Origin of the sequence: Paraburkholderia sp. EG286B (genome assembly GCF_040965655.1) — a bacterium.
GTDB lineage: Bacteria > Pseudomonadota > Gammaproteobacteria > Burkholderiales > Burkholderiaceae > Paraburkholderia.
In genome coordinates, this window is the sequence record NZ_JBFRCF010000003.1 from 157,535 (window position 1) to 180,403 (window position 22,869).

22 protein-coding genes are annotated in these 22,869 nt (G+C 66.3%); 7 read left to right on the forward strand and 15 right to left on the reverse strand.

Annotated features, from left to right (window positions below):
- Positions 1 to 5: 5 nt before the first annotated feature.
- Positions 6 to 1,013 carry an NAD-dependent epimerase/dehydratase family protein gene (locus AB4Y42_RS06870; RefSeq protein WP_368691152.1) on the reverse strand — a complete coding sequence of 336 codons (1,008 nt, stop codon included), beginning with the start codon at positions 1,011 to 1,013 and terminating at the stop codon, positions 6 to 8.
- Positions 1,014 to 1,143: 130 nt separating this feature from the next.
- Here AB4Y42_RS06870 and AB4Y42_RS06875 point away from each other — a divergent pair, with 130 nt between their 5' ends.
- Positions 1,144 to 2,046 (forward strand): LysR family transcriptional regulator, encoded by a 903-nt coding sequence (locus tag AB4Y42_RS06875; protein ID WP_368691151.1) that lies wholly within the window; start codon positions 1,144 to 1,146, stop codon positions 2,044 to 2,046.
- A gap of 8 nt (positions 2,047 to 2,054) precedes the next feature.
- Here the strand turns inward: AB4Y42_RS06875 and AB4Y42_RS06880 are convergent, their stop codons facing one another.
- Positions 2,055 to 2,978 (reverse strand): LysR family transcriptional regulator, encoded by a 924-nt coding sequence (locus tag AB4Y42_RS06880; RefSeq protein ID WP_368691176.1) that lies wholly within the window; start codon positions 2,976 to 2,978, stop codon positions 2,055 to 2,057.
- Between the two features lie 121 nt (positions 2,979 to 3,099).
- Between AB4Y42_RS06880 and AB4Y42_RS06885 the strand changes: the two genes are divergently transcribed.
- Together AB4Y42_RS06885 and AB4Y42_RS06890 are read left to right on the forward strand one after the other, a co-directional pair.
- On the forward strand, positions 3,100 to 3,870 hold the full coding sequence (locus AB4Y42_RS06885; RefSeq protein WP_368691150.1) for a transporter substrate-binding domain-containing protein: 771 nt from the start codon (positions 3,100 to 3,102) through the stop codon (positions 3,868 to 3,870).
- A 46-nt stretch (positions 3,871 to 3,916) separates the two neighbouring features.
- Positions 3,917 to 5,035, forward strand: coding sequence for a succinylglutamate desuccinylase/aspartoacylase family protein (locus tag AB4Y42_RS06890; RefSeq protein WP_368693736.1), 1,119 nt, complete (start codon positions 3,917 to 3,919; stop codon positions 5,033 to 5,035).
- A 15-nt stretch (positions 5,036 to 5,050) separates the two neighbouring features.
- Here the strand turns inward: AB4Y42_RS06890 and AB4Y42_RS06895 are convergent, their stop codons facing one another.
- The 6 genes from AB4Y42_RS06895 to AB4Y42_RS06920 all read right to left on the reverse strand — a co-directional run bounded on the left by AB4Y42_RS06895 (position 5,051) and on the right by AB4Y42_RS06920 (position 10,232).
- Positions 5,051 to 6,253: a sensor histidine kinase gene (locus tag AB4Y42_RS06895; RefSeq protein WP_368693737.1), complete on the reverse strand. Its 1,203-nt coding sequence runs from the start codon at positions 6,251 to 6,253 to the stop codon at positions 5,051 to 5,053.
- A 364-nt stretch (positions 6,254 to 6,617) separates the two neighbouring features.
- Positions 6,618 to 7,952, reverse strand: a complete 1,335-nt coding sequence (locus AB4Y42_RS06900; RefSeq protein ID WP_368693738.1) for an epoxide hydrolase family protein — start codon at positions 7,950 to 7,952, stop codon at positions 6,618 to 6,620.
- 145 nt (positions 7,953 to 8,097) lie between these two features.
- The gene (locus tag AB4Y42_RS06905) at positions 8,098 to 8,565 is read right to left on the reverse strand and encodes a MarR family winged helix-turn-helix transcriptional regulator (RefSeq protein ID WP_254315907.1); all 468 of its coding nucleotides are present in this window, start codon (positions 8,563 to 8,565) and stop codon (positions 8,098 to 8,100) included.
- Between the two features lie 139 nt (positions 8,566 to 8,704).
- The gene (locus AB4Y42_RS06910) at positions 8,705 to 8,974 is read right to left on the reverse strand and encodes a hypothetical protein (protein WP_368691146.1); all 270 of its coding nucleotides are present in this window, start codon (positions 8,972 to 8,974) and stop codon (positions 8,705 to 8,707) included.
- A gap of 68 nt (positions 8,975 to 9,042) precedes the next feature.
- The gene (locus tag AB4Y42_RS06915; protein WP_368691145.1) at positions 9,043 to 9,489 is read right to left on the reverse strand and encodes an Ohr family peroxiredoxin; all 447 of its coding nucleotides are present in this window, start codon (positions 9,487 to 9,489) and stop codon (positions 9,043 to 9,045) included.
- Between the two features lie 269 nt (positions 9,490 to 9,758).
- Positions 9,759 to 10,232: an OsmC family protein gene (locus AB4Y42_RS06920; RefSeq protein ID WP_368691144.1), complete on the reverse strand. Its 474-nt coding sequence runs from the start codon at positions 10,230 to 10,232 to the stop codon at positions 9,759 to 9,761.
- A 118-nt stretch (positions 10,233 to 10,350) separates the two neighbouring features.
- Here AB4Y42_RS06920 and AB4Y42_RS06925 point away from each other — a divergent pair, with 118 nt between their 5' ends.
- Both AB4Y42_RS06925 and AB4Y42_RS06930 read left to right on the forward strand, forming a co-directional pair.
- Positions 10,351 to 11,004: a GntR family transcriptional regulator gene (locus AB4Y42_RS06925; protein ID WP_368693739.1), complete on the forward strand. Its 654-nt coding sequence runs from the start codon at positions 10,351 to 10,353 to the stop codon at positions 11,002 to 11,004.
- Positions 11,005 to 11,115: 111 nt separating this feature from the next.
- Complete coding sequence (locus AB4Y42_RS06930) at positions 11,116 to 11,754, forward strand: GNAT family N-acetyltransferase (RefSeq protein WP_368691142.1); 639 nt, start codon at positions 11,116 to 11,118, stop codon at positions 11,752 to 11,754.
- Between the two features lie 19 nt (positions 11,755 to 11,773).
- Here AB4Y42_RS06930 and AB4Y42_RS06935 read toward each other — a convergent pair whose 3' ends face one another.
- From AB4Y42_RS06935 to AB4Y42_RS06950, 4 genes are all read right to left on the reverse strand, one after another.
- Entirely contained in the window at positions 11,774 to 13,348 is a 1,575-nt protein-coding gene (locus AB4Y42_RS06935; protein ID WP_368693740.1) for an EAL domain-containing protein, read from the reverse strand.
- 191 nt (positions 13,349 to 13,539) lie between these two features.
- A complete protein-coding gene (locus tag AB4Y42_RS06940; protein ID WP_368693741.1) occupies positions 13,540 to 15,321 on the reverse strand; it encodes a diguanylate cyclase in 1,782 nt (593 codons plus the stop codon).
- A gap of 149 nt (positions 15,322 to 15,470) precedes the next feature.
- Positions 15,471 to 16,112 carry an HD domain-containing protein gene (locus tag AB4Y42_RS06945; RefSeq protein WP_368691139.1) on the reverse strand — a complete coding sequence of 214 codons (642 nt, stop codon included), beginning with the start codon at positions 16,110 to 16,112 and terminating at the stop codon, positions 15,471 to 15,473.
- 58 nt (positions 16,113 to 16,170) lie between these two features.
- A complete protein-coding gene (locus AB4Y42_RS06950) occupies positions 16,171 to 16,329 on the reverse strand; it encodes a hypothetical protein (RefSeq protein ID WP_368691138.1) in 159 nt (52 codons plus the stop codon).
- Positions 16,330 to 16,445: 116 nt separating this feature from the next.
- Here AB4Y42_RS06950 and AB4Y42_RS06955 point away from each other — a divergent pair, with 116 nt between their 5' ends.
- A complete protein-coding gene (locus AB4Y42_RS06955) occupies positions 16,446 to 17,933 on the forward strand; it encodes an ATP-binding protein (RefSeq protein ID WP_368693742.1) in 1,488 nt (495 codons plus the stop codon).
- Positions 17,934 to 17,957: 24 nt separating this feature from the next.
- Here the strand turns inward: AB4Y42_RS06955 and AB4Y42_RS06960 are convergent, their stop codons facing one another.
- Complete coding sequence (locus AB4Y42_RS06960) at positions 17,958 to 18,455, reverse strand: thioesterase family protein (RefSeq protein WP_342922133.1); 498 nt, start codon at positions 18,453 to 18,455, stop codon at positions 17,958 to 17,960.
- 296 nt (positions 18,456 to 18,751) lie between these two features.
- Here AB4Y42_RS06960 and AB4Y42_RS06965 point away from each other — a divergent pair, with 296 nt between their 5' ends.
- A complete protein-coding gene (locus tag AB4Y42_RS06965) occupies positions 18,752 to 19,735 on the forward strand; it encodes a response regulator (protein WP_368693743.1) in 984 nt (327 codons plus the stop codon).
- A gap of 18 nt (positions 19,736 to 19,753) precedes the next feature.
- Here the strand turns inward: AB4Y42_RS06965 and AB4Y42_RS06970 are convergent, their stop codons facing one another.
- Together AB4Y42_RS06970 and AB4Y42_RS06975 are read right to left on the reverse strand one after the other, a co-directional pair.
- Positions 19,754 to 21,514: a methyl-accepting chemotaxis protein gene (locus AB4Y42_RS06970; RefSeq protein ID WP_368693744.1), complete on the reverse strand. Its 1,761-nt coding sequence runs from the start codon at positions 21,512 to 21,514 to the stop codon at positions 19,754 to 19,756.
- 166 nt (positions 21,515 to 21,680) lie between these two features.
- Complete coding sequence (locus AB4Y42_RS06975; protein WP_368693745.1) at positions 21,681 to 22,712, reverse strand: LacI family DNA-binding transcriptional regulator; 1,032 nt, start codon at positions 22,710 to 22,712, stop codon at positions 21,681 to 21,683.
- Positions 22,713 to 22,869 lie beyond the last annotated feature (157 nt).

Genomic DNA, 22,869 nt, shown 5'->3' on the forward strand with positions numbered 1-22,869 from the left:
AACCCTTAAGCTGCCTTCGGCGCGCGCTCGTCGGCGCCGAGGCAGTTCAGGCCCATGAGCGTCGCCTCGACGGCTTCGTCGAGCGGCGTATGCGGCTCGTGCCCGAGTTCGCGGACGAGGCGGGCGTTGTCGAGCTGCAACGGCTCGCTCCACAAATAGCGCATCTCCATCAGTTCGCGCAGCGTCGTCACGAACGGCGAGATCGCGCGCATGAAGGCCCAGGCGAAGGGCTTGCTTTGCGGCTTCAGACCGTGGCGCCGGGCGACGCGGCAGATCGCTTCGACGAACTGCGAGCCATCGGCATCCCAGTGGCCGGCCATGTGGAACACCGCGAACGCGGGCAGCGTGTCGCGCCGTTCGATCAGCTCGAGCATCGTGCGCGCGACGTCGGGCACGTACGACCACGCGTGGCCCACGCCGCGCGTCCCCGGCTGGCGCACGACCTGCACCGGCTCGTCACGCTTCACGATCCCTTGCGCAAACCAGCTGTTGCCCACGTGCGGCCCGAAAAAGTCGCCCGCGCGCACGACGATCGAGCGCACGCCATACTCGCTCGCGGCCCGCATGCGCCGCTCCAGTTCCACGCGAATCGCGCCCTTGCGCGTGAGCGGCTTTTGGGGCGAATCTTCACGCAGCACCGGGAAGCTGTCGGGCCCGAAGTTGTAGACGGTGCCCGGCAGCACGACGGTCGCGCCCACGGCGGCCGCGGCGGCGAGCGTGTTGTCGATCATCGGCAGCACGACCTGCGCCCAGCGCCGGTAGCCCGGCGGGTTGACGGCGTGCACGATCACCGCGCAACCCCGCGCCGCGCGTACCACCGCCTCGCGCGAGAGCACGTCGCCGTCGAGCCATTCGATGGCGCCGGCCGCCGCCGCGCCCGGCGCACCGCCGCGCCGCAGCGCGCGGACTTGCCAGCCGGCGTCGAGCAACTGGCGGGCGACTTCGCTGCCGATTCCGCCGCTGGCGCCGAGTACGAGTGCGCGGTTCTGTCGATTGATGGGGGTGGCGTTCATGCGGGTTCTCCTGACGGGTGAGCTGTGATGAGGGGCATTCTGCGCCGCTTGCCGTCAATAGAAAATTGGCGAAAATAGACCATAAGCTATACATTTATGCATAGCCTGCGATCTGAATTGGGGACGAAGTATGGCCGACAAGGAACCGAACTGGGAGTGGTACCGGAGCTTTCTGCAGGTCTTGGAAAGCGGCTCGCTCTCGGCGGCCGCCCGCGCGCTGGGCATCACGCAGCCGACCGTTGGGCGCCACATCGAAAGTCTGGAGGCGGCGCTGGGACTCACGCTGTTTACGCGCTCGTCCGATGGGTTCTCGCCGACCGAGGCGGCCAATGAGTTGAGGCCGTATGCCGTCGGTCTTGCGATGACGACGGCAGCCTTGCGCCGCGCGGCGAGCAGTCACGGCTCGGGCGTGCGCGGGACCGTGCGTTTGACGGCGAGCGAAGTCATCGGCGTCGAGGTCTTGCCGCCGATCCTGGCAGGCCTGCGCCACGACTATCCGGAACTGAGGATCGAACTCGTGCTGTCAAACAGGGCGGACGACCTGCTGCGACGTGAAGCGGACATTGCAATACGCATGTTCCGGCCAGTGCAAGAGGCGCTGATCGCCAAGCGTGTTGGCGCGATCGACGTCGGGCTGCATGCCCACGAACGATATCTGGCGCTTCATGGCGTGCCGAAGTCGATGAAAGAGTTGCCGCGCCATTCGCTCATCGGCTTCGATCACGAGAACGCGTTCATTCGCTCGGTTCAGCCCAGGTTCGCCGCCTACAGTCGCAATAACTTTGCATTTCGCGCCGACAGCGATCTTGCGCAGCTGGGCGCGATACGCGCTGGCTTCGGCATCGGCGGGTGCCAGGCGCCGTTGGCGGCCAGAGACCCGAAGCTGGTTCGCGTCCTGCCCGACGAGTTCTCGCTGAGTCTGGATACGTGGGTGGCCATGCACGAGGATTTGCGCACGAGCGCGCGCTGCACGGTAACGTTTGCGGCGCTGGCGTCGGGGCTTGGTGCCTATATACAAGGACAAGGCGCGTAACAACTGCCTCAACGCGGCGCACGGCCTGCCCGCGCAAACGAAGCGAGCATCGTCGCGAGTTCCTGTGCGGCAGGCGTGAGCGGCACGGCCGCGCGCTGCAGCAAACAGACCTGCTGCGCCGCCGGCCGCTCGGCGATTCTGATGCGCGTGAGCCGCTCGGCAAACGGGCCGCGCGTGGCGACCACCGACGACTCCAGCGCGAGGCAATCCGTCTCGCTGACCCAATGCAGCGTTTCGAACAGCCCCTCCACCGTTGCGACGATGCGCGGCGCCGGCAGGCCGTGGTCGGTGAAGAACGTCGTGAGCCGGCTCGAAGCGAAGGCGTCCGCAATATTGGGCGAGCGCGTCGCGAGCCAGTGGCAGTGCGTGAGCGAGCGCAGGGTGCGCGCCCCCGCCTTCGGATGGTCGCGGCGGCAGACGACGACCGGGTCGGACGGGTAAAGCTCCGTGACCGAGAGATCGGTCGTATCGGTCTGGTCCGAAACGAGGGCGAGCGCGAAATCGAGCGTGCCTTCGCGTATCCACGAAATCATCATGCGCGAGGTTCCCGTGCGCAGGCGCAGCGCCACGCGCGGAAACCGCGTGCTGTACTGCCCGAGCACGGGCACGAGCGCGTCCATGAGCGGATCGGTCGTCAGGCCGAACGCGACTTCGCCCGCGTAATCGCCGCGCAGTTGCTGCGCCTCTTCGCTCGCACGCTCGCACTCGCCGAGAATCGATGCCGCGCGCACCAGCATGCGCTGCCCGAGCGCCGTGAGCGTCACGCCGCGATTCGTGCGTGTGAGCAGCGGGCCGCCCAGTTCGACTTCGAGATTCTGCAACTGCTGCGTCACGCCGCTCTGCGCCACGCCGAGCGCGCGCGAGGCCGCCCGCACACTGCCACGCTGGGCGACGGCGACGAAGACGCGCAACTGGGAGAGCGTGAGACTCATGGGCGACGACTGGCTGTGATCGGTATGAGTGATCATGATAGACGAATTCGAGCTTTTCCCGAACGCAGCGTCGTCCTACCATCGGTCGGCAGGAGACCCCCACGTTCACTGATCGCTCATCATGAAAAAAATCCCGTCGATCCTTCTTTCGCTCGCGCTGGCCCTGAGCAGCAATGCCTTCGCGCGCGAGGGCGACATCGTGCGCCTCGGCATCGATCCGACCTATCCGCCCATGGACGCCAAGGCGCCCGACGGCTCGCTCAAAGGCTTCGACGTCGATCTCGGCAACGAGATCTGCCGCCGGATTCACGCGCGTTGCCAGTGGGTCGAGCTGGAGTTCTCGGGCATGATTCCGGCGCTGCAGGCGCGCAAGATCGACGCGATCATGTCGTCGATGGCGATCACCGCGAAGCGCGAACAGCAAATCCTCTTCACGTCGAAGCTGTTCCAGTTCAAATCGCGGCTCGTCGCGCGCAAGGGCGCCCCGTTCGGCGCCACCGCGCAGTCGCTGGCCGGCAAGTCGGTCGGCGTGCAGGCGGGCACGCAGTTCGAGACCTATGCGCTCGCGAACTGGGCGCCGGCGGGCGTGCACGTCGTCACCTACAAAAGCCAGGACGAAGTGTTCGCCGACCTCGTCAACGGGCGGCTCGACGCCGCGCTGCTGGGCTACGTCGAAGCGGATTACGGCTTCCTGCGCACGCCGCAAGGCGACGGCTTCGCGTTTGCCGGCGGCCCGCTCTCGATGGGCGACCGCGGCACGGGCATCGGCATGCGCAAGGACGAAACCGCGCTGCAGGCGCAGATGAACGACGCGATCGCGTCCATGCTCAAGGACGGCACCTACGCGCAGATCGCGCATCGCTATTTCGACTTCGATCCGTACGGAAACTGAGCGGCAACTGAGCCGCCGCACACATTTTTGAAACCGCACTGAATTCATGAACCCGCAATCGATTCCGCTCCTGAGCGCCACGCCGGGCACACACCGCGAACTGACCAGCTTCCATTTCGGCCCCGCGGATGCGCCCCAGAAGGTCTATATCCAGGCGTCGCTGCACGCCGACGAAACGCCCGCCATGCTGACGGCCGTGCTGTTGCGCACGCAACTGGCGGAACTCGAGGCGCAAGGCGCGCTCGCCGCGCAGGTAGTGCTCGTACCGCTCGCCAATCCCGTGGGCCTGAACCAGCACGTGCTCGGCCAGTTCGTCGGCCGCTTCGATCTCGCGAGCGGCAGGAACTTCAACCGCCATTTCCACGCGTTTCCGAAGCTGCTCGCGCGCGCGAAAGAGATGCTCGGCGCGGACGTCGAGCGCAACCGCGAGCTGATCCGGCAGTTGATGCGCGAAGCGCTCGACGCGCAGGGGCCGCTCACGGAATTCGATTCGCTCCAGCTGGCGCTGCTCAGGCTCTCGCACGACGCCGATCTCATCATCGACCTGCATTGCTCGCTCGAGGCGGTCATGCACGTGTACACGAGCGAGGCCGGCTGGCCCGATGTCGAGCCGCTCGCGCGCTACCTCGGCTCGCGCGCGCAACTGCTCGCCACCGATTCGGGCGCGCAGGCGTTCGACGAGGCGCATAGCCTGCTGTGGTGGCAACTGCGTCAGCAGATGCCGGCCACGCAGCCCGTGCCCGCCGGACCTACCGCGGTGACGATCGAGTGCCGCGGCCAGCGCGACGTGTCGTGGGAAAGCGCGCAGCAGGACGCCGACGCGCTGATCGATTATCTGCGCTGGCGCGGTGCGCTCACCGGCGGCGACGTGAAGCCGCTGCCGGAGCTGCTGATGCCAGCCACGCCGCTCGCCGGCAGCGCGCAATTCTATGCGCCGTGCAGCGGCATTCTCGTGCACCGCGCGCAAATCGGCGCGTGGATCCGCGAAAACGACCCGCTCTTCGACATCGTCGATCCGATGACGGGCGCAACGACGACGATGGAGAGCACCGCGGAAGGTGTTTTCTATATGCGCAGGGCGATTCGCTTCGTCACGGCCGGCGCGCCGCTCGGCCGCGTGACGGGCACCCGGCCGATACGCAGCGGCGTGCTGCTGGGGGCTTGAGGGGCGGGTGTCGCGTCAGGCGTGGCGCGCTTTGTCCATCGGCACGATCACGCGCACCCAGAGGCCGCCCTCGGGATGATTGCCGATCTTGAGCTTCGCGTTGCACAGGCGCGCGAGCCGCCGCACGATCGACAGGCCCATGCCCCAATGCGAGTCGAGCCGCAGGCTCGCGGCGCGCGAGGCGGGCAACGGCGACGCCGGCGCGCCACCCTCGGGCAGACTCGCGGCTACGCCTTCGCCGTGATCCCGCACGCTCAAGGTCCACGAGCGCGGCCCGCGCGCCGTGCAGATCTCGATGGGCGGCATGCCGTGCGCCTGGGCGTTGCCCACGAGATTGTCGACGAGCCGCACGAGCGCGGAGCGCGGCAGCGCAAACGCCTCGCCGGCGTCCAGCCGCAGCACGATGCTCGCGTCCGCATTCGCGCCGTAGACGAAGCGGTCCTTCAGATACGCGTCCACGTTCACGGGCGCATGATTCGCGCCGCCCTGGCCGGCCGTGTCGACGAACTGGCGCGCGAGGTCCTGGAAGAGATCGATGTCCTCGACGAGCGCCACGCGCAAGTTCCAGCGCGGGACGGTCATCGCATACACGCGCAACCGCGCCACCCGCGATTCGGTCTGCCGCAGGAAAGCGGCGAAGGTAGCCGACTGGTCTTCGACTGCACCGGTGCGGCGGCACAACAGATCGCCGATCGCGCGGGCGAGGCCATGCAGCTTGCGCGGGCAGTCCACGAGCGCGAGCGCGGGTGCCGGGCCGTCGCCGCTCGACGCGACGCGCAGAGTGGCGATCATGGCGAGCAGATCGTGGCGCACCGTCTGCAGCCACCAGGCGCGCAATGCGAACAGCAGCACGCCGAGCGCCAGCATGAGCGCCGCGAATCGCGCATCGAACCCGCGGGCGGCCATCTTCAGGCGCGTGACGCCGGACGAACAGGCTTCACGCAGATAGGCGGCGTTCGAGGCCGTCCCGGCAGGCGGCGCCCAGATGGCATCGCGCAGATGGGGCGCCACCTCGGGGCCGAGATTGACGATGTCCGGCTTGATCGAGACCAGCGGGGCGATCCCACGGACGCTCGCACCTTGCGCGGCCAGCTCCAGTTCCAGTTCGGCGTCCTGCTGCTGGGCGGCCTGCGGCGCGGAAGCCGGTTCGAATGCCGTGTCGCCGAAATAGAGCAGCGATTCCGCATCGAGATATCGAAAACCGACTTGCACGAGCATCAACGACGCCATCCACAGCAGGAATATCCGGGCAAACAAAACAATCACCTTTCTTTTTTTGACATCGAAGTTTGACTTGCGCCCGCGGGCGCACGGTTGAAACAGCCGCAAATCGGGCTATGACCGGCATTGTCCGCGAAGTGCGCGATTTCCTATTCGTGGAAAAGCGCCGGAATTTGCGCCGTTTTTTCCCGTTGAGCGATGCTGGCGGTCTCGCGTTGTGCAGTATTTGGGAGAAGGGGCGGCCGTTGTATCCGTCCGTCGCACGGGCGCTCCGTGGCTTTTGCCGCTGGCGATAGCGCGAGCCTTCGGAGTCCTTGGTAAAATCGTCGGACACCCGAAAGCTCACGCGTGCGGCATTGCGTCAGGCGGGCTGACGCAGCGTCCTGAAGGTCGCGCGAACTTCTTCCGTGAACGCGGCAGGCTGCTCCCATGCGGCGAAATGGCCGCCTTTCGGAAGTCGATTGTAGTGAACCAGCCTGGGGTAGGCGCGTTCTGTCCAGCTCTTCGGCGCGGCGTAGATTTCGTCCGGGAAGACGCTCACGCCAACCGGCAGCTCCACATGCTTGGGCTCGAAAAAGTTGAGCTTGTTTTCCCAATACAGGCGCGCGGAGGAGACCGCCGTCTTCGTCAGCCAGTAGAGCGTGACGTTGTCGAGCACGTCGTCCCTCGTCAGGCCTTCGGGCTGGCCCGCGAACACGCGCGCGATCATCGCCTGACCGCTCGCGTCGTGGTCGAGCATCCATGCAGCGAGGCCGACTGGCGAATCCTGGATCGCGTAGAGCGTTTGCGGGCGGTTCGCCATTTCGAGCGCGTAGCCCAGACCATGTTTGTAAAAGTAATCGAGCTGGTCGTACGCGTGCTGCTCTTCCGGCGAAAGCCCGGCCGGCGGCGGCGTGCCGTCCTTGAGCGACTTGGCGACGGCGTCGGGCACGGTCGCGGGCATGTTGGTGTGAATGCCCACGAGTCCTGCCGGCTTGAGCAGCGCGAGCTGTTCCGTCACGGCATTGCCCCAGTCGCCCCCTTGCGCGGCGTAGCGCTTGTAGCCGAGCCGGTCCATCAGCACGACCCAGGCGCGAGCGACACGCTGCGGGTCCCAACCGGTCTTCGTCGGCTTGCCCGAGAAACCGTAGCCCGGCAGCGAGGGAATGACGACGTGGAATGCATCGGATGCGCTCCCGCCATGCGCGGTCGGGTTGGTCAGCGGTTCGATGATCTTCAGCTGCTCGATGATCGAGCCGGGCCAGCCGTGCGTGACGATGATCGGCAGCGCGTTCTCGTGCTTCGAGCGCACGTGGATGAAGTGAATATCGAGCCCGTCGATTTCCGTGACGTATTGCGGCAGCGAGTTGAGCCTCGCCTCCACCTTGCGCCAGTCGTAGTCGTTGGCCCAGTAGCTGGCGAGCCGTTGCATGGTCGCGAGTTGCACGCCTTGCGAGGCGTCGTCGACCGTTTCGCGCTCGGGCCATTGCGTCGCGACGATACGGCGCCGCAGATCGGTCAGCGCCGCTTCCGGCACCTGCACGCGCAGCGGACGAATCGAAGACGGATCGCCGGCGGCAATCTGCGTGAGTCCGCCGGCCGACGGCTTCGATTCAGCGAAGGCGAAACGGCTCATTGCGGCGCCGGCAAGCGTGACGGCAGCGGCGCCGATGAAACGCCGGCGCGAAAGCGGGGTGGGACGAAGATCGTTTGACATATCAATTCCTGATGGTGACGTTGGACCGTGGCGAGCAGGACGCATTGGACGTGCGTATGCCTTCCTTTAACCACGGTATTTGTCGTAGTCCTGACTATTGATGATCGAAGCCGGTCCGCAAAAAACGTGGGCGCGGCTGCGACGGCTATTCGGTGTCGAGTGAACGAATCAGATTGGCGCGCAGGTTCACGATCGCCTTTTGCAGTTTCATGAATTCGTCATGGCCCAGCCCGGTCGCGTCGGTGAGATCCGCGGCTTTCAGGCTCTTTTCGCGCAGCTTCCGGCCGCTCGCGGTCAGGCTCACACGCACCTGGCGCTCATCTTCCGGATCGCGCCGCCGCTGCACGTATCCCATCGCTTCGAGCTTTTTCAGCATCGGCGTCAGCGTGTTGGATTCGAGAAAGAGCTTCTCGCCCAGGCCGCTCACCGTCTGGTTGTCCTGCTCCCAGAGCGCGATGATCGCGATGTACTGCGGATAGGTCAGCCCGAGTTCGTCCAGGATCGGCTTGTACGCCTTGCCGAACGCCAGATTGGTCGAGTAGACCGCGAAGCAAAGGTAGTCTGCGAGCGGCGCGGGCGTGGCGCCCTGCGCCGGGTGGTCCGTCGATTTCATGGTCATCCTCTTCAGGCAAAGGCCTCAATGGCTCGCAAACTTGAATAAATCGCTTGCGATTATATCGTAGGCCGACACCGGTTCCGCCGTACATCGCCATCGCAATGCCCGGCGAAACAGCCACGACGCGGTGGCGCAATCAATGGTGGGCGAAGAGGCTGTTTCGCTCCATCGAGACGCGGCTGCCCGCGGCCGAGGTGGCGTCGGCCATGCCGCCGTATGCCGTCGCGGCGGTGCCGCTTTCGGCGCGCTCGGCCGCGAGCGTTTGCACGCTCTGGCCGCGTTGCGATGCCGGTGCGCCGACTTCGGGCCGATAGGACGGGGCCGGGCCGTAGCCGCTGGCGAATGCGGGGGCGGCTGCGCCGATAGAAAGGGCGATGAGGAGCTTGGCGATGAATTGGGTCTTCATGATGGGATCTCGCTAGGTCAATGTGAATTGCAGTGAATTTGGGTGAAAGCGTGAATTGCGGTTGCCGGTTATGCGGTGACGACGGTGAGGCTCACGTCGATGTTGCCGTGCACGGCCTTCGAGTACGGGCAGATCTGATGGGCGCTGCGCGCGATGGCCTCGGCCACGTTTTGCTCGATGCCCGGCAGCGTGACCGTGAAGTGCGCGCCCAGGAACCAGGCGGCGCCGGTCTGGCCGACGTCGACCTGAATGTCGACCGAAGCGTCCTCCGGCAGGGCGACCTTCTTCAGCGAGGCCGCGATGGCGAGCGCGGAGATGTAGCAGGCCGACCATGCGCCGGCGAACAGTTGCTCGGCGCGCGGATGCGGTTCGGTCGCGACGATGTCGAGGGTTTCGCCGCTTGAAGACGTCAGTTCGAGGTCGACGACGCCGAATTCACCGCGTTGGGCCGCGGGGTCGTGATTGATGGTGGTATGGGTGTTGCCCGAGAACAGCACTTTGTCGATCGTTGCCATGTTGCACTCCTTGATGGATTTCAGGTTTGGGTCATATGCGTCGCATAAGATCGAATCGCATGCGATGCATAATGGACGAGAAATTTGCCCGTGTCAAGCGCATAAGATTAAATCGCATACGAGTTATTTGAGCATGCTTCGCAGGGGGCGATCGGACGTAAGGACGTTATCTATCGTTTCGCGTGGGAATTCGTGATCGAGACCTGTTTGCCGGCACTCGCGGGAGTGCCGGCATGGCCGGCGGAGCGGCCTCGGGCGTTCGCGAGCCGTTACGCAGCCAGTTCGATGGTCGGCTCGCAAACGATGGGGAAGTTGACCGAATTGGCGATATAGCACTGCTCGTGCGCCGCGTGATGCAGCCGCTCGGCGAGGCTGCGGTTATCGCTCGCGCGGATCGTCACGTGTGGGCGCAGCACGATCTTCGTGAAGGCGCCGCGCTGCGGCGTATCGGCCATCGTGCCTTCGGCCTCGTCTTCATAGGCGAGCACCGCGATGCCCGCCTCGGCGCACAGGTGCAGATACCAGAGCTTGTGGCACGCCGAAGCCGAAGCCACCAGCAGATCCTCGGGGTTCCAGCGTGAGCCGTCGCCGCGAAAGGCCGGATCCGACGAGCCCGGAATGTCCGGCTTGCCGTTCGCGCGGATCACGTGATCGCGGTCGTAGTCGCGATAGCCCGAGGTGCCGCTGCCGCGATTGCCCGTCCATTGCACCGAAACGCGGTAGGTGTGTTCGCCATGCGCCATGCTGACTCTCCGTCCGTTCGAAAGGGGGTACGTCATTATGAACGCATTCGGCATTTTGGTATACCATTATGCCGAAATGGCTCAGATGAGAACCGGACGCGAACCGGACATGACACGCATGGAAACAAAATTCGACTCCACGGCGGACGCGGTTGCGTCCGGCTTGCGCGACCTGATCGTCAGCGGCGAACTGGGCGGCGGCGAGCGCCTCGTCGAGCGCGATCTCGCGGAGCGTTTCGAGGTGAGCCGCATTCCGCTGCGCGAAGCGATCCAGCGGCTCGCGCGCGAGGGGCTCGTCGAGATTTTCCGCAATCGCGGCGCGGTCGTGCGCCTGCTCACGGTGCAGGACGTGGAAGAAATCTACGACCTGCGCGCGCTGCTCGAAGGCGACGCGATCTTTCACGGCGTCAAGCGCCTCGACGCCGAAACGCTCGCCCGCGCGGAACTCGTACACCGGCTGCTGGGCGAGGCGCTCACCACGCAGAAGCAGGGCGAACTCAACCGCGAGTTTCACGAACTGCTTTACGGCGCGTGCGGCAACGCCCGGCAACTGGCGGCGATCCGCGAACTGCGCGCGCAGGTGGAGCGCTACGAGCGGCTGCAGATTACGCTGCTTGCCGATACGCCCTCGTTTCAGCACGAACACGAGGCCATCCTGGAAGCCTGCCTCGCACGCAACGCCCGCAGCGCGCGCGCCTCGACCGTGGCGCATATCGACTCGGCGAAGCGCATCGTGCTCGCCGTGGTGGAGCGCATGGCAGCGCAAGGATAGCGCGCAATCGCCCCTGCATTCACACCATTCGCGCCGGTTTTTACGAGATTTTTTCTTGTGGCCCTTACGGGTCAACCCTAGACTAGGGGCATCGAAACGACTGGAGACGCCATGTCGATCTCGCGTGCAACCCAGCGCCCGGATGAGCAGATCACTTCCGTGCAGCCCGGCCTCGGCCGGCTCGTGCTGAGGCGCTTCGATCCGCGCCACGACTCATGGGAAGCGCTCACGCGTTTGCTGCATCGCGCGTTCTCGCGGCTCGCGTCGCTCGGATTGCACTGCTCATGCGCCGATCAGGCGGCGAGCCTCACGCGTGAACGCGCGCTGGCTGGCGACTGCTTCGTCGCCATCTGCAATGGCAGGATCGTCGGTACGCTCACGGTGGAAGGTCACAACAGCCATTCGCAGTGCGAACATTATCGCCAGCGCAGTGTGGCTTCGGTCCATCAGTTCGGCATCGAGCCCAAATGGCAAAGCCGCGGTATCGGCCGTGCGCTGCTCGCGTTCGCGGGGCGTTGGGCGGCTGCGCGCGGCTACACGCAGCTCGCGCTCGACACGCCGTTTCCCGCCGCTCACCTGATCGCGTTCTATCGCGCACAAGGCTTTAGTCTCGTCGATGTCGTGCGCTTTGCGGGTCGCGGCTACGACAGCGCCGTGCTCAGCAGGGCCGCCGCGGCGCGCTGCGGCGTGGCATTCCCGGACTTGCCCGGCGGGCTGCCGCACGCCGCGTCGCCGGGTTCGTTCGCCTGAGCGTGCGCCGCGCTCACGCTCACGTCTCGCGTGTGCGCGCCGCTTCACGCTCCAGGTAGCGCAGGAATTCGTCGGCGGGCATGGCCTTCGCATAGAGCCAGCCCTGCGCGAACTGCACGCCGCGCTCGCGCAGATATTGCGCCTGCGCCTCGGTTTCCACCCCCTCGGCGACCATCAGCAGGTCGAGGCTGCGCGCCATTTCGATGATGTGCGGCACGATCTTGTTCATTTCCTCGCCGCTCGCCAGCGAGCGGATGAACGCGCGGTCGATCTTGATGCCGTCCACGGGCAAGTCTTGTAGATACGAGAGACTCGAATACCCCGTGCCGAAATCGTCGATGAAAATGCGGTGGCCGGCCGCGCGAAACGCTGCGAGAACGGGCGCGGAGCTGGCCGTATCCATGAGCGTGCGCTCGATCGCTTCGAACCAGATTTGTTCGGCGTGCACGGCATATTTCGCGAGCTTGCCCTTGAGGGTCGCGAGCACGCGCGTGCCGGCGAGATCCTTGCCGGCAAGGTTTACCGAGACATGCAGATCGCGGCGACGCGCGAGCACGGCGCCCACGCCCTCGAACACGGAACGTATGACCTGATCGGTGATGGGCTCGATGAGACCGAGCGATTCCGCCATGGGAATGAACGTGTCCGGCGCGACGACGGTGCCGTCTTCGAGCTTCCAGCGCACGAGCGCTTCCGCGCCGACGCAGCGTCCGCTTTCCAGCGAGACGAGCGGCTGCAGCCACGCCACGAACTGGCGCCGCCGGATGCCCTGCAGCATCGCGTTGCGCGGCGTGCGCAGCTTGCGGCGCCAGCGCAGGACGAGCCACGTGCCGATCGCGCTCAGGACGAGCGCGGGCGGGATCACGGTCCTCAGTTGCGCGGGCAGGTTGCGGCGCATGCGTTCCTCGGGCTCGTACGCGACCACCGCGATGGGATAGCGCTGCGAGCGCTCGACGACGTAATAGCGTCCCTCGAAATACGGGCTCCCGCTGGTGCGCTGCAGCGCTGCGCGTACGAGGGCGTGGTCGGCGTTCGTCCAGCTTGAAATCACGGCGCCGTCCTGCGTTTCGAGCACGGTCAGCTCGATGGTGTCGTCGAGCGGCACGATGTCGAGGTAGAAGCGCGGATCGATCACCACGACGTGGTTGCCGAGGCGCATGTTGAGCATGCGCCGCTCGCTGCCGGGCCTGCCGACTTCGGTATGCCAGGCGGTGAAGCTTTGGGCATAGGTCCATTCGGGCGGCGGCAATGCGGTATCGACGGTGCCGCGTTGCGAACTGCAGTGCAGCCGTACGCCATCGGTCGTGGCGACTTCGCGAATGTATCGATACTGTTCCTCGACATGCCGCAGGCGTTGCGTGTGCTCGCTCGTGCACGGTGTGTCGGGGTATGGCGTCAGCTCGCGCAGGGCGGACTCGGCTTCGGCGGTCACCAGTTCGGCGCGCAGCAGCGCGCGGTGCGAAAAGACGTCCACGTGCTGGCGCTGCTGGCGTTCGAACACGGCATCCGACGCGTACACCGCGGCCGTGAGCGTTGCCAGGACGGCGAACGCCACGACACAGAACGTCGTCAGGGCGGTGAGTCGGCTGCTCATGGTGTACGGTCGGGCTCCGGCGTCGCGGATGTCGGCGACGCGCGGCCTTCGTCGATCGCCGCTGCCGATGGTAGCGTCTTTCCGCTGGCGGCGACGCGCTGCTGTCCGGCGCGCGAGCGCAATCGCCGTGGCCGCCGGCGCTCACGCTCATGCGTTTCGCATGAAAACGGCCAGCGGGCGTCAAGCGCACGTCAGGCGCGGGCGGGATCGATCGATCGGGAATCCTCTGCAACGACGCGATTGCGGCCGCTTTCCTTTGCGGCGTAGAGCCGCCGGTCGGCGACCTGCATGAGCGCTTCGTAATGGGCGGGGCAGTCGGCGGGACTGGCCGCTACGCCAATCGAGACGGTGAACGCAATCGCATCGGGGTTCGCGGCCTCGCCCGGCGCGCCGGCGCCATGCGCCGCATCCGCGGCGTGCGCTTCGACGGCGCGGCGGATGCGTTCGGCCACACCCGCCGCCGTGGCGAGATCGGCGCCGGGCAGCAGTGCCGCGAACTCCTCGCCGCCCACGCGCGCGGGCATTTCCGCGCTGCGCAGGTTGTTGCGCAGGATCTCCGCGAAGATCACCAGCACGCGGTCGCCCGCCGCGTGGCCGAAGCGGTCGTTCACGCGCTTGAAGTAGTCGATATCGAGCATCAGCATCGCCACGGCGGGCGCCGCCGCTTCACCGCCTTCGCGGGCGGCGCGCTCCAGCGTCTCGTCGAACACTTCCTGGAAGCGCCGCCGGTTCGCGAGGCCGGTGAGCGGATCGCTGCGCGCGAGCGTTTCGAGCCGCGTACTCGCCTCGACGTACTGGCCGAATATGTGCGTGACGATGCGCAGCGTGCCGACGAGCAGCACCGCGATCGCCAGCCAGGCGACGATCAGCGGGCTGTTGAACACGCGGCGCGCCGCCGCGAGCGTGAGTTCCGAGTCGTCCGTGTCGGTGAGCAGCATCCAGTGCGTCTCGCCCACGTGCTGGAACAGCAGGTAGCGGCCCGAGCGTACGGCGTAGCCCTTGCCGCGCTTCATCCATGCCGCCGCCGACCCGCGCGCCACGTCGAGCAGATGCGGATCGAACCGCGCGGGACGCTGCGCCGTGATCTCGCCATTGACGAAATAGACGAGGTCGCCGTTACTGTTCAGGAGGCCGAACTCGACAGGCGCCTCGTCGTCGGTCAGGTTCGAGGTGGCGAGCTGGAGCGCGAGCAGGCGCGAGGGCGCGACGTCCATCACCACGGCGCCGCGAAACTGGCCGTTCGCGTAGACGGGCGCGCTGAGCGTGGCGATCGCCTCGCTCTTTTTCGATTCCGTATAGATCGGAGTCCAGACGATATCGCGCCCCCGGTTCTGGCCGGTCACATGCAGGCGGTAGTAGGGCATGGTGCTGAAGCGTCGCAACAGGTCGGACGCGTGCGCGTCGGGGCGTTCGGGTGAGAGCACGTACAGGCCGTTGGCCGAGATGTACGCGACCGTGCTTTGCACTGCGTCGGCGTGCTGGCTGATTGCGAGGAGCGGGCTGATCGCGCGCGCGAGCACGATGTCGGCGGGCAGCGTGGCGTCGTCGCGGTGAAACCCCTCGATGCCCGCGAGCCCTTGCGCATTGGTGCCGAACACGAGCGGTCCATCCATCGCGCCGGGAGCCGTCCATTGCAGCTCGCCGCTGTCGCGCAGCGCGGCCTGCGCCTTCGGATTCTGCAAGCCGGCGCGCTGCTGGCTCTGCGAGGCGAGGATGCGTTCCGCATAGTCGCGCAGGAACAGCAGGCGCCGGCGCTCCGCGGAGATCAGCGCGTCCACGCCCACGGCGCGCACCTCGAGGTCGCGCTGGCGGCTATGGAGGTCGTAGCGCGTCATCTGGTACAGCTGGCGCAGGCCCACGCCGCTCACCAGCGCCATGGCCACAAGAAAGCACACCGTCACCACGAGGTGCGGGCGTTTCATGACCATGCTGGAGAAGCCGTGCGGCCGCGTGCGGCCTGGCGTGTGCTGCATGAAGCCCTCGGGGGACTGCGACTGGACGCGCGCATCGCGTTGCGGCGTGGCCCCGCGGCGCGTTTCCGGACATCGCGATGAGCATAGCATCGCCTGTCAGAATCGCGCCGCATGCCGCGTCAGACGTCCCGGATCATCCCCGGTGTCACTCACCCGCGCCAGGCGGAATGGCGGATCACGCTGCAGAAGTTGCCGGCATGGAAGTGCGGGTCCTTGTCCGCGAGCACGTCGGCCTTGACGTTGCCGAACGTGGTGGCGGGCTTGTGCTTGATGCCGTCATAGAAGGTCTGGATGATGTCCTCCTTGAAGTGCTCGCTGCGCGGGTGCGCGTGCACCACGGCCTCGCGCTCGGTGTCGCTGAAGCGGTCGTAGGCAATGCCGAGCACGTCCATTTCGACGCCCGCCGTGACGAGCGCGATCACCGGATCCATGTGCTGCGGGATGCCCGGCGTCGTATGCAGCGCGATGGCGGTCCACACGAGGTCGATGTCGTGCTGCGAGATGCCGTGGCCGCGCAGGAAGTCGCGCGCGGCATTCGCGCCGTCCACTTCGAAGCGTTCGTGCTCGCTGCTGTGCGCGTGCGTGAGGCCCATGTCATGAAACATTGCACCGGCGTAGAGCAGTTCGCGATCGAACTTCAGGCCGAGCCGGCGGCCGGCCAGGGCGCCGAAATAATAGACGCGGCTCGAATGATGGAACAGCAGCGGCGATTCGGTGTCGCGCACGAGTTCGGTGATTTCGCGGGCGAGCTTGCTGTCGGGGATGGCGACATCGGCGAGGGTCGGGGTCATCTGGGTGCTCCGTCGGGGTGGGTGATGACCTCTATTCTGGGTGGCGCCAGGGTTGTCCTCAATCGACGGATGGCGTGGTTTTCTGCCAATTCGACCGAATTTGGGCCATCGCGGATTCGCGGCGCATGGCGGCGTCGCCGATACCGGCAAAATTTCGCCGCAACGAGGGATTAGCGGCGATAATCGGCAAAATCGATTCGATCGGCGCGCATTTCATGCGCCCTGCATCGGGCGGCGAGAGCCGCCCCGTGAATCGCAGATTGGGCGCACGGGGAACGCTGCAGGGAACGCGCCGCGCCAACCAGGTCGGAACAAGAACCCACGCGACAGACTATGTATTCGATCCTGCCAGCGTTCGTGTCCGCATTATTTCTCGGATTCGGCGTCTACGTGCTCCTGACTGAGGGCTTTACGCGCCTCTCGGTGCCGTTCGCCCTGATGTGCGCGACCACGTTCTTCTGGCAGGGCACCTGGGCGTTTCTGTTCCAGACGTCCGATCCCGAGCTGTCCGCCGTCCTCGTCAAGGTCGGCTATTTCTTCATCCTGTTCCTGCCCACCACGTTCTATCACTTCGTGACCGAAGTGAGCGGCCGGCGCGGCGAACGCCCGCTGCTCATCGCCTCGTACCTGCTCAGCGTGCTGCTCGCGGCGCTGCTTCTGCTGAGCGACGCCGTCGTGGACGGCTACGGCACGTTCTTCTTCGGCAAGTATCCGAAGGCGGGCATGCTGCACCCCGTGCACGTGGCGCAGACCGTGCTGCTCGCGTGCCGCAGCGCCTGGCTGCTGTACGCCGCGCGCGGCCAGACGCACGCGCACGACCGCCGCAAGCTGCTCGACCTGTGCTTCGTGAGCCTCGGCCTGTACGCGCTCGCCGCCACCGACTACGCCGTGAATTACGGGCTCGCGTTCTATCCCGTGGGCGCCGTGTTCATCGCGATCAGCCTCGGCATTCTCGCGGTCACGATCGTGCGCTACGGCCTCATGCGCCCCTACCTCATCGCGGCCACGGTGGCGCACGAGGTCGCCACGCCGCTCGCGGCCATCGGCATGCATGCCGAGGAAATCGGCAACGTGCTGCCCGAACTCATGCGCGGCTACCAGCTGGCCGTGCAGCACCAGTTGTGCGTGGACGGCCTCTATCCCGGGCAGTCGGAGCGCCTGTCCTCGCTCGCCACCTCGATACGCCGCCAGGTGGACAGCACGAGCACCGTGGTGGAAATGTCGCTGGCTTCGTTCACGCTCGACCGGCTCGACCGCCGCAGCTTCGAGACCTACCCGGTGCGCTCCTGCGTGAATGCCGCGCTCGAGCGCTTTCCGTTCCGCACCGGCGAGCGCGACATGGTGGAGGTGGCGCCCATCGACGCGCAGCTGAGTTTCTCGGGTTCGGATTCGCTCGTCGTGTTCGTGCTGTTCAATCTGCTCAAGAACGCGCTCTTCGCGATTCACGCGGAAATGGCCGAAAGAAGCGACAGGGTGAGCGATTACGTGGGCCGCGTTCAGATCGGCGCGACGAGCGAAGCGGGCTTTTGTGTGCTGCGCTTCATCGACAACGGCTGCGGCATTCCCGCCGATGTCCTGCCGCGCGTGTTCGATCCGTTCTATTCGACCAAGGCGCATGGGCGCGGCGCCGGCATGGGCCTGACGTTCTGCCGCCGCGTGGCCGAGGCGCTGGGCGGCACGATCGCCTGCGAGTCCGAGCCGCACGTGCACACCACCTTCACGATCCGCCTGCCCGAGCCCGGCACGAGCGCCGACCGCGCGCTGCACGACGCACCGGCGAAGCCCCGCCGCTTTCCGGCGGGGCAGGACTTCGCGGGCTAGTTCAGATAGCCGGGTTCATTACGCTCAGTTCGAGCCCGAAGGCAGGACCAGCTCGTATTCCTTCACGCGCTCGATGATGCCGGGCGGAAAGCGGCGAATGCGCTTGTCGGTGCCGGCAAAGAGAATCTGCTGATAGCCGAGCGAAACGGGCCGCCCGTCCACGCAAAAGCGGAACACGAGATACGCGGAGCACTGACGCACCTGGAAGGTGTTGAGGTAGCAATCCACGCGCTGGAACGGAAAGGTTTCCTGCACGTATTCCTGGTGTGCGCGCTTGGTGACGAACACGCCGCCCGAGGCGAGCAGATTGTTGTGAATGCACTCGTGAAACCAGCGTTCGCGGCAAATGCCCTGCCATTCGAAATAGCGGGCGAAATACGTGTTCATGAACGCGTTCGAGTCCTTCAGGTAGATGTCGATGACGTGATGGAACGTTTTGGTCGGCGTAGCTTCCATGATTTCGTCGGAGAATCCGGCGGTGCCACGGGACAGGAAGGCGGGAATGGATTCGCGTGCGTACATCAGAGTGACTCCAGATAGGGGCTGCAGGCGGCAGCCGCGCGTGCCTCCGGAGAAAGGGAGGCATGCACCATTCTCTTCGTGTTCCTCTTCATCCAATACCGTGCTCCCCACATACGCAAACCGCTTCATGCTCGCTGGGTGCGATAACGTTTGCGCGTGTTTGATTGACCGCGCACCTGCGGCTTCGGGTTGCTGTGTCCAGGCGAGACGCCGCATAATCCACATGTTTTCCTCGCGGTGCAGCTCCGGGTGGCGGGCGCGCCGCATGAGGCGCAGCGCGCTTACCGAGATCCAGCATGAGTTCCATCGTCAGACAGCCGGTTTACCATCCCGTCTCCGTCGTTTTTCTCGACGACAGCCCCGACTTTCTCTACGCGCTGCGCGGCCTCTTTCCGGGCGCGGGCACGGACCGCTACTTCACGAGCGCGAGAGAGGCGCTGGCCTTCGTCGCTTCGCACGAGGCGCGGCAGAGTGCGCGCAATCCCGCAGCGGGCGCGGCATGGTCGGAGTTCGAGAAGCGCGGCGGCAACGCGCTGGGCGAGGACGTGATGACGGACGCGGCGCGCTTTGGCGATATCGCCGCGCTCGTCGTGGACTACGAAATGCCGGAGATGACCGGCGTCGACTTCCTGGCCGCCGCGAAGGACGTGGCGTGCACGCGCATCCTGCTCACGGCCACGGCCGACGAATCACACGCGGTGGAGGCGTTCAACGCGGGGCTGATCGACTTCTACGTGAAGAAGTCCGATCCGGCCATGACACGCAAGCTGCGCGGCGCGATCGACGACGCCAAGCGCAAGTTCTGCGCGCGGCGCGGCCATATCGGCGTGCATGGCGTGGGCGCGATTTACGCGAACCGGCGTATCGCCGACGTGCTGCACGAAGTCGCGCTGCGCGAGCGCATCGTCGAGTACTACTGGCGCCCCGAGCAGAACGCCGTGCTCACCTTCGACGTCGAAGGCGACGCCGGCGTGTTCCTCGCGTGGGACAGTCACGACTGGGCGGCGCAATGCGATGTCGTGACCGACGAAGGCGGCCCCGAAACGTTGCGCGAGGAAATGGCGGCGCGCCGCGTCATGCCGGTGTACTGGCCGAACGAGGCGTATCGGCCGGGCATGGCGCGCGTGGAGTTCGCCACGCCGCAGCCGGTGGCGGGACTCGACGACACGCATACGAGCTGGACGCGTATCGGCGATCCGGGACTTGCGCCCGGGTTGATCACGTTTGCCGCATGGCGGGCGGAGCAAGGCGCGCCCGGTGAGGGCGCGCGCCTTGCGTGATCACATCGCGACCGACGATTAGAACGTTTCCCAGTCTGCCGCTTCGTGAGCGGCGGTGGCCACGGGGATGGCAGATGCCGCCTTTGCTGTGACCGCGGGCGCTGGGTTGGCGGCCTTGCGGGCCGGCGTGGTTTGCGCGGCCTTCGCGGGGGCAGGGCGCTTGAGCGGTGCGGCCGGGCGCACGGCGCGCGCGCGTTGAGCGGGCGCTGCCGCCGCGGACGCAACCGTCGACTCGGCCTGCGCCCCGACCCGGAATACCGTCACGACGTCGCGCAAGCCGTTCGACTGCGCCGCCATCGACTGCGCCGCCGCCGATGCTTCCTCCACGAGCGCCGCATTCTGCTGCGTCACTTCGTCCATCTGGGCGACGGCGCGGTTCACCTGCTCGATGCCGGTGTGCTGCTCCTCGGAAGCCGCCGCGATTTCGCCCATCAGGTCGGCCACGCGGCGCGCGGAAATCACCACCTCGTCGATGGTCTTACCCGCTTCGTCGACGAGCTTCGTGCCTTCCGACACCTGCGCCACCGACTGCCCGATCAGGTCCTTGATCTCCTTGGCGGCGGTCGCGCTGCGCTGTGCGAGGCTGCGCACTTCGCCCGCCACGACGGCGAAGCCACGGCCCTGGTCGCCGGCGCGCGCCGCTTCCACGGCCGCGTTGAGCGCGAGGATGTTGGTCTGGAAGGCGATGCCGTCGATCACGCCGATGATCTGCTCGACGCGCTGCGAGCTGCTCGAAATCTCGTTCATCGTTTCGACTACGCGGCGCACGACCTCGCCGCCGCGCGCGGCGACTTCCGACGCGTTCACCGCGAGCGTGTTGCCCTGGCGCGCGTTGTCGGTGTTGTGCTTGACCGTGGTCGTGAGCTCTTCGATGCTGGCGGCCGTTTCCTCGAGCGAGGCGGCCTGCTCTTCGGTACGCGAGGACAGGTCCAGGTTGCCCGCCGCGATTTCCTTGGCGCCCGTCGTGATCGATTCGGCCGAGGTCTGGATGCGCTGCACGGTGTCGACCAGCTGGCGCTGCATCTGCTGCATCGAATGGAGCAGGCTGTGCTGGTCGCCGGACGCGAGATTCACGTGGGCCGTGAGATCGCCTTCGGCGATGCGCTGGCAGATCTGCGAGGCGTATTCCGGCTCGCCGCCCAGGCTGCGGCGGATCGTGCCGATGAGCCACATGAGGCCGAGCGTCACGGCCGCGCCGATCACCGTCACGAGCAGGAGGTTGCTGATCAGCGCGCTGCGGAAGGCGTCGTCGATGTCGTCGGTATAGATGCCCGTGAAGATGTGCCAGTCCCAGCCCGGCACGAGGGCGGAATAGGTGATCTTTTCGACCGGCGCGCTCTTGCCGGGCTTCGGCCACCAGTAGCTGCTGTAGCCGTCGCCGCCCGTGGACGAGCTCTTGACGATCTCGAGCGCCACATGGGTGCCGCGCGGGTCGGTCATGTTCGCCTGGCTCTTGCCTTCCATCTCCGGCTTGGGCGGCACGAGCAGCGCCACGGCGTTGCTGTCGTAAATGCCGAAGTAGCCGCTCTGGTCGTCGCCGTAGCGCGTGCCGCGCAGCGTGGCGATGGCGAGGCGCTTCGCGTCGTCGGCGCTCAGGTGGCCGGCGGCGGCTTCCTTCTGGTAGTACGAGACCACGCCCAAGGCGGTTTGCGTCTCCTGCTCGACGAGGGTCTTGCGGTCCGTCACCATGCCCGAGCGCGTCATGAAGGCGTTGGCCACCACCAGCACGACGAGCGAGATCCATAGCAGCCCGACGATGCCCCAGGCTTTCTGATTCAACGTTGTTCGCTTCACGTTCGTTTTTCTCCAGCCATCTTCGATTTGTATTTTTCGCGGCGGTGCACAGGTGCAGCGCCATCGTGTTTAACGGATGGTTTGGAGGGAACCTTAACGTTTGCGTATGGGTTCTTTGCGCTGGGTGGGACTTGACAGGCTAATTCTTTCGTTAGCCTTTCGCCCGCGGCGCCGCCGTCGAAGCCCGCACGACCAGCCGCGGCGCCGGGACTACGCATACGCGCGCCGCCGCGCCGGCGGCCGAATCGGGCGCTTCGACCAGTTCCGTGAGCAGCTCGACAGCCAGCTCCGCCGCCTCGGTCGTTGCGACCGCAACGGTCGTGAGCGCGGGCCGCGACTCGCGCGCCAGCTGAATATCGGTGATGCCGACCACGGAAAGCTCGCGCGGCACGTCGAGCCCGAGATCGGCGGCGGCCTGCATCGCGCCGAGCGCGGGCAGGTCGTTGGTTGCGAAGATCGCGGTGAGGTCGGGATGCCGCGCCAGCAATTCGCTCGTGGCCGCATAGCCGCCTTGCGTCGTATCCGGCGCGTAGCGTACGGGCGCGCCCGCGCCGTCGAGCCCGGCGGCCTGCATGGCCGCGACGAAGCCGTCATAGCGCGCCGCGTGAATGCCCGAAACCTTGCTGCCAACGATCGCCCCAATGCGCCGATGCCCGAGCGTCAGCAGATGCTGCGCGGCAAGCTCCCCCGCACGCCGAAAGTCCACGGCCACGCACGGCAGGCCCGGCGGGTCGAGCGGCCGCTCCCACATGCACAGCACGACCGGCGCGCCGCGCCGCACGGTGGCGCGCAGGTCGGCAAAGTCGAGATTGGCGTTCATCACGAGCACGCCGGCGGAGAGCGTGCCCGCGATCTGTTCGAGGTAGGCGCGGCCCGTTTGCGGGTCGCCATCCGTATTGCAGATGATGAGGAAGCGCCCGCTGCGCCGCAGCGCATTTTCCACGGCGAGCGCGAACTCCGGATAGAACGGATTGGCGATGCTCGACACCATGAGCGCAATCGTGGGCGGCCGCCCTTCGGCGAGCGCGCGGGCCGACAAATGCGGGCGATAGCCGAGCGCCTCGACCGCTTCGAGCACGCGTTGACGCGTGGCTTCGCCCACGCGCCCGCGCCCGCGCAAGACGTTCGAGACGGTGGCTGGCGTGACGCCGGCGCGGTGCGCGACTTCGTTCAGGGTCGGCATGGGTTCTCAAACGTCCATCTCAAAATATGGGAAGGCGATTCAACATTTGCATGATTGTGACGGGCACTGCAACATTGGCCCGACAATCAAAGCGAATATCGGAGACAAGGCAGCCAGATCGCATCAGCGGTCGCTTTTTTATGGGCTGCTGATTAAG

Coding starts and splice junctions, on each gene's coding strand:
- AB4Y42_RS06915 (WP_368691145.1), bottom strand. CDS start 9,489: ATGGCAACGATCGACAAAGTGCTGTTCTCGGGCAACACCCATACCACC.
- AB4Y42_RS06900 (WP_368693738.1), bottom strand. CDS start 7,952: ATGTCAAACGATCTTCGTCCCACCCCGCTTTCGCGCCGGCGTTTCATC.
- AB4Y42_RS06895 (WP_368693737.1), bottom strand. CDS start 6,253: ATGCTCGTGCAAGTCGGTTTTCGATATCTCGATGCGGAATCGCTGCTC.
- AB4Y42_RS06875 (WP_368691151.1), top strand. CDS start 1,144: ATGGCCGACAAGGAACCGAACTGGGAGTGGTACCGGAGCTTTCTGCAG.
- AB4Y42_RS06870 (WP_368691152.1), bottom strand. CDS start 1,013: ATGAACGCCACCCCCATCAATCGACAGAACCGCGCACTCGTACTCGGC.
- AB4Y42_RS06925 (WP_368693739.1), top strand. CDS start 10,351: ATGGAAACAAAATTCGACTCCACGGCGGACGCGGTTGCGTCCGGCTTG.
- AB4Y42_RS06965 (WP_368693743.1), top strand. CDS start 18,752: ATGAGTTCCATCGTCAGACAGCCGGTTTACCATCCCGTCTCCGTCGTT.
- AB4Y42_RS06885 (WP_368691150.1), top strand. CDS start 3,100: ATGAAAAAAATCCCGTCGATCCTTCTTTCGCTCGCGCTGGCCCTGAGC.
- AB4Y42_RS06935 (WP_368693740.1), bottom strand. CDS start 13,348: ATGAGCAGCCGACTCACCGCCCTGACGACGTTCTGTGTCGTGGCGTTC.
- AB4Y42_RS06910 (WP_368691146.1), bottom strand. CDS start 8,974: ATGAAGACCCAATTCATCGCCAAGCTCCTCATCGCCCTTTCTATCGGC.
- AB4Y42_RS06880 (WP_368691176.1), bottom strand. CDS start 2,978: ATGAGTCTCACGCTCTCCCAGTTGCGCGTCTTCGTCGCCGTCGCCCAG.
- AB4Y42_RS06940 (WP_368693741.1), bottom strand. CDS start 15,321: ATGCAGCACACGCCAGGCCGCACGCGGCCGCACGGCTTCTCCAGCATG.
- AB4Y42_RS06920 (WP_368691144.1), bottom strand. CDS start 10,232: ATGGCGCATGGCGAACACACCTACCGCGTTTCGGTGCAATGGACGGGC.
- AB4Y42_RS06975 (WP_368693745.1), bottom strand. CDS start 22,712: ATGCCGACCCTGAACGAAGTCGCGCACCGCGCCGGCGTCACGCCAGCC.
- AB4Y42_RS06955 (WP_368693742.1), top strand. CDS start 16,446: ATGTATTCGATCCTGCCAGCGTTCGTGTCCGCATTATTTCTCGGATTC.
- AB4Y42_RS06890 (WP_368693736.1), top strand. CDS start 3,917: ATGAACCCGCAATCGATTCCGCTCCTGAGCGCCACGCCGGGCACACAC.
- AB4Y42_RS06950 (WP_368691138.1), bottom strand. CDS start 16,329: ATGAAATGCGCGCCGATCGAATCGATTTTGCCGATTATCGCCGCTAAT.
- AB4Y42_RS06930 (WP_368691142.1), top strand. CDS start 11,116: ATGTCGATCTCGCGTGCAACCCAGCGCCCGGATGAGCAGATCACTTCC.
- AB4Y42_RS06945 (WP_368691139.1), bottom strand. CDS start 16,112: ATGACCCCGACCCTCGCCGATGTCGCCATCCCCGACAGCAAGCTCGCC.
- AB4Y42_RS06905 (WP_254315907.1), bottom strand. CDS start 8,565: ATGAAATCGACGGACCACCCGGCGCAGGGCGCCACGCCCGCGCCGCTC.
- AB4Y42_RS06960 (WP_342922133.1), bottom strand. CDS start 18,455: ATGTACGCACGCGAATCCATTCCCGCCTTCCTGTCCCGTGGCACCGCC.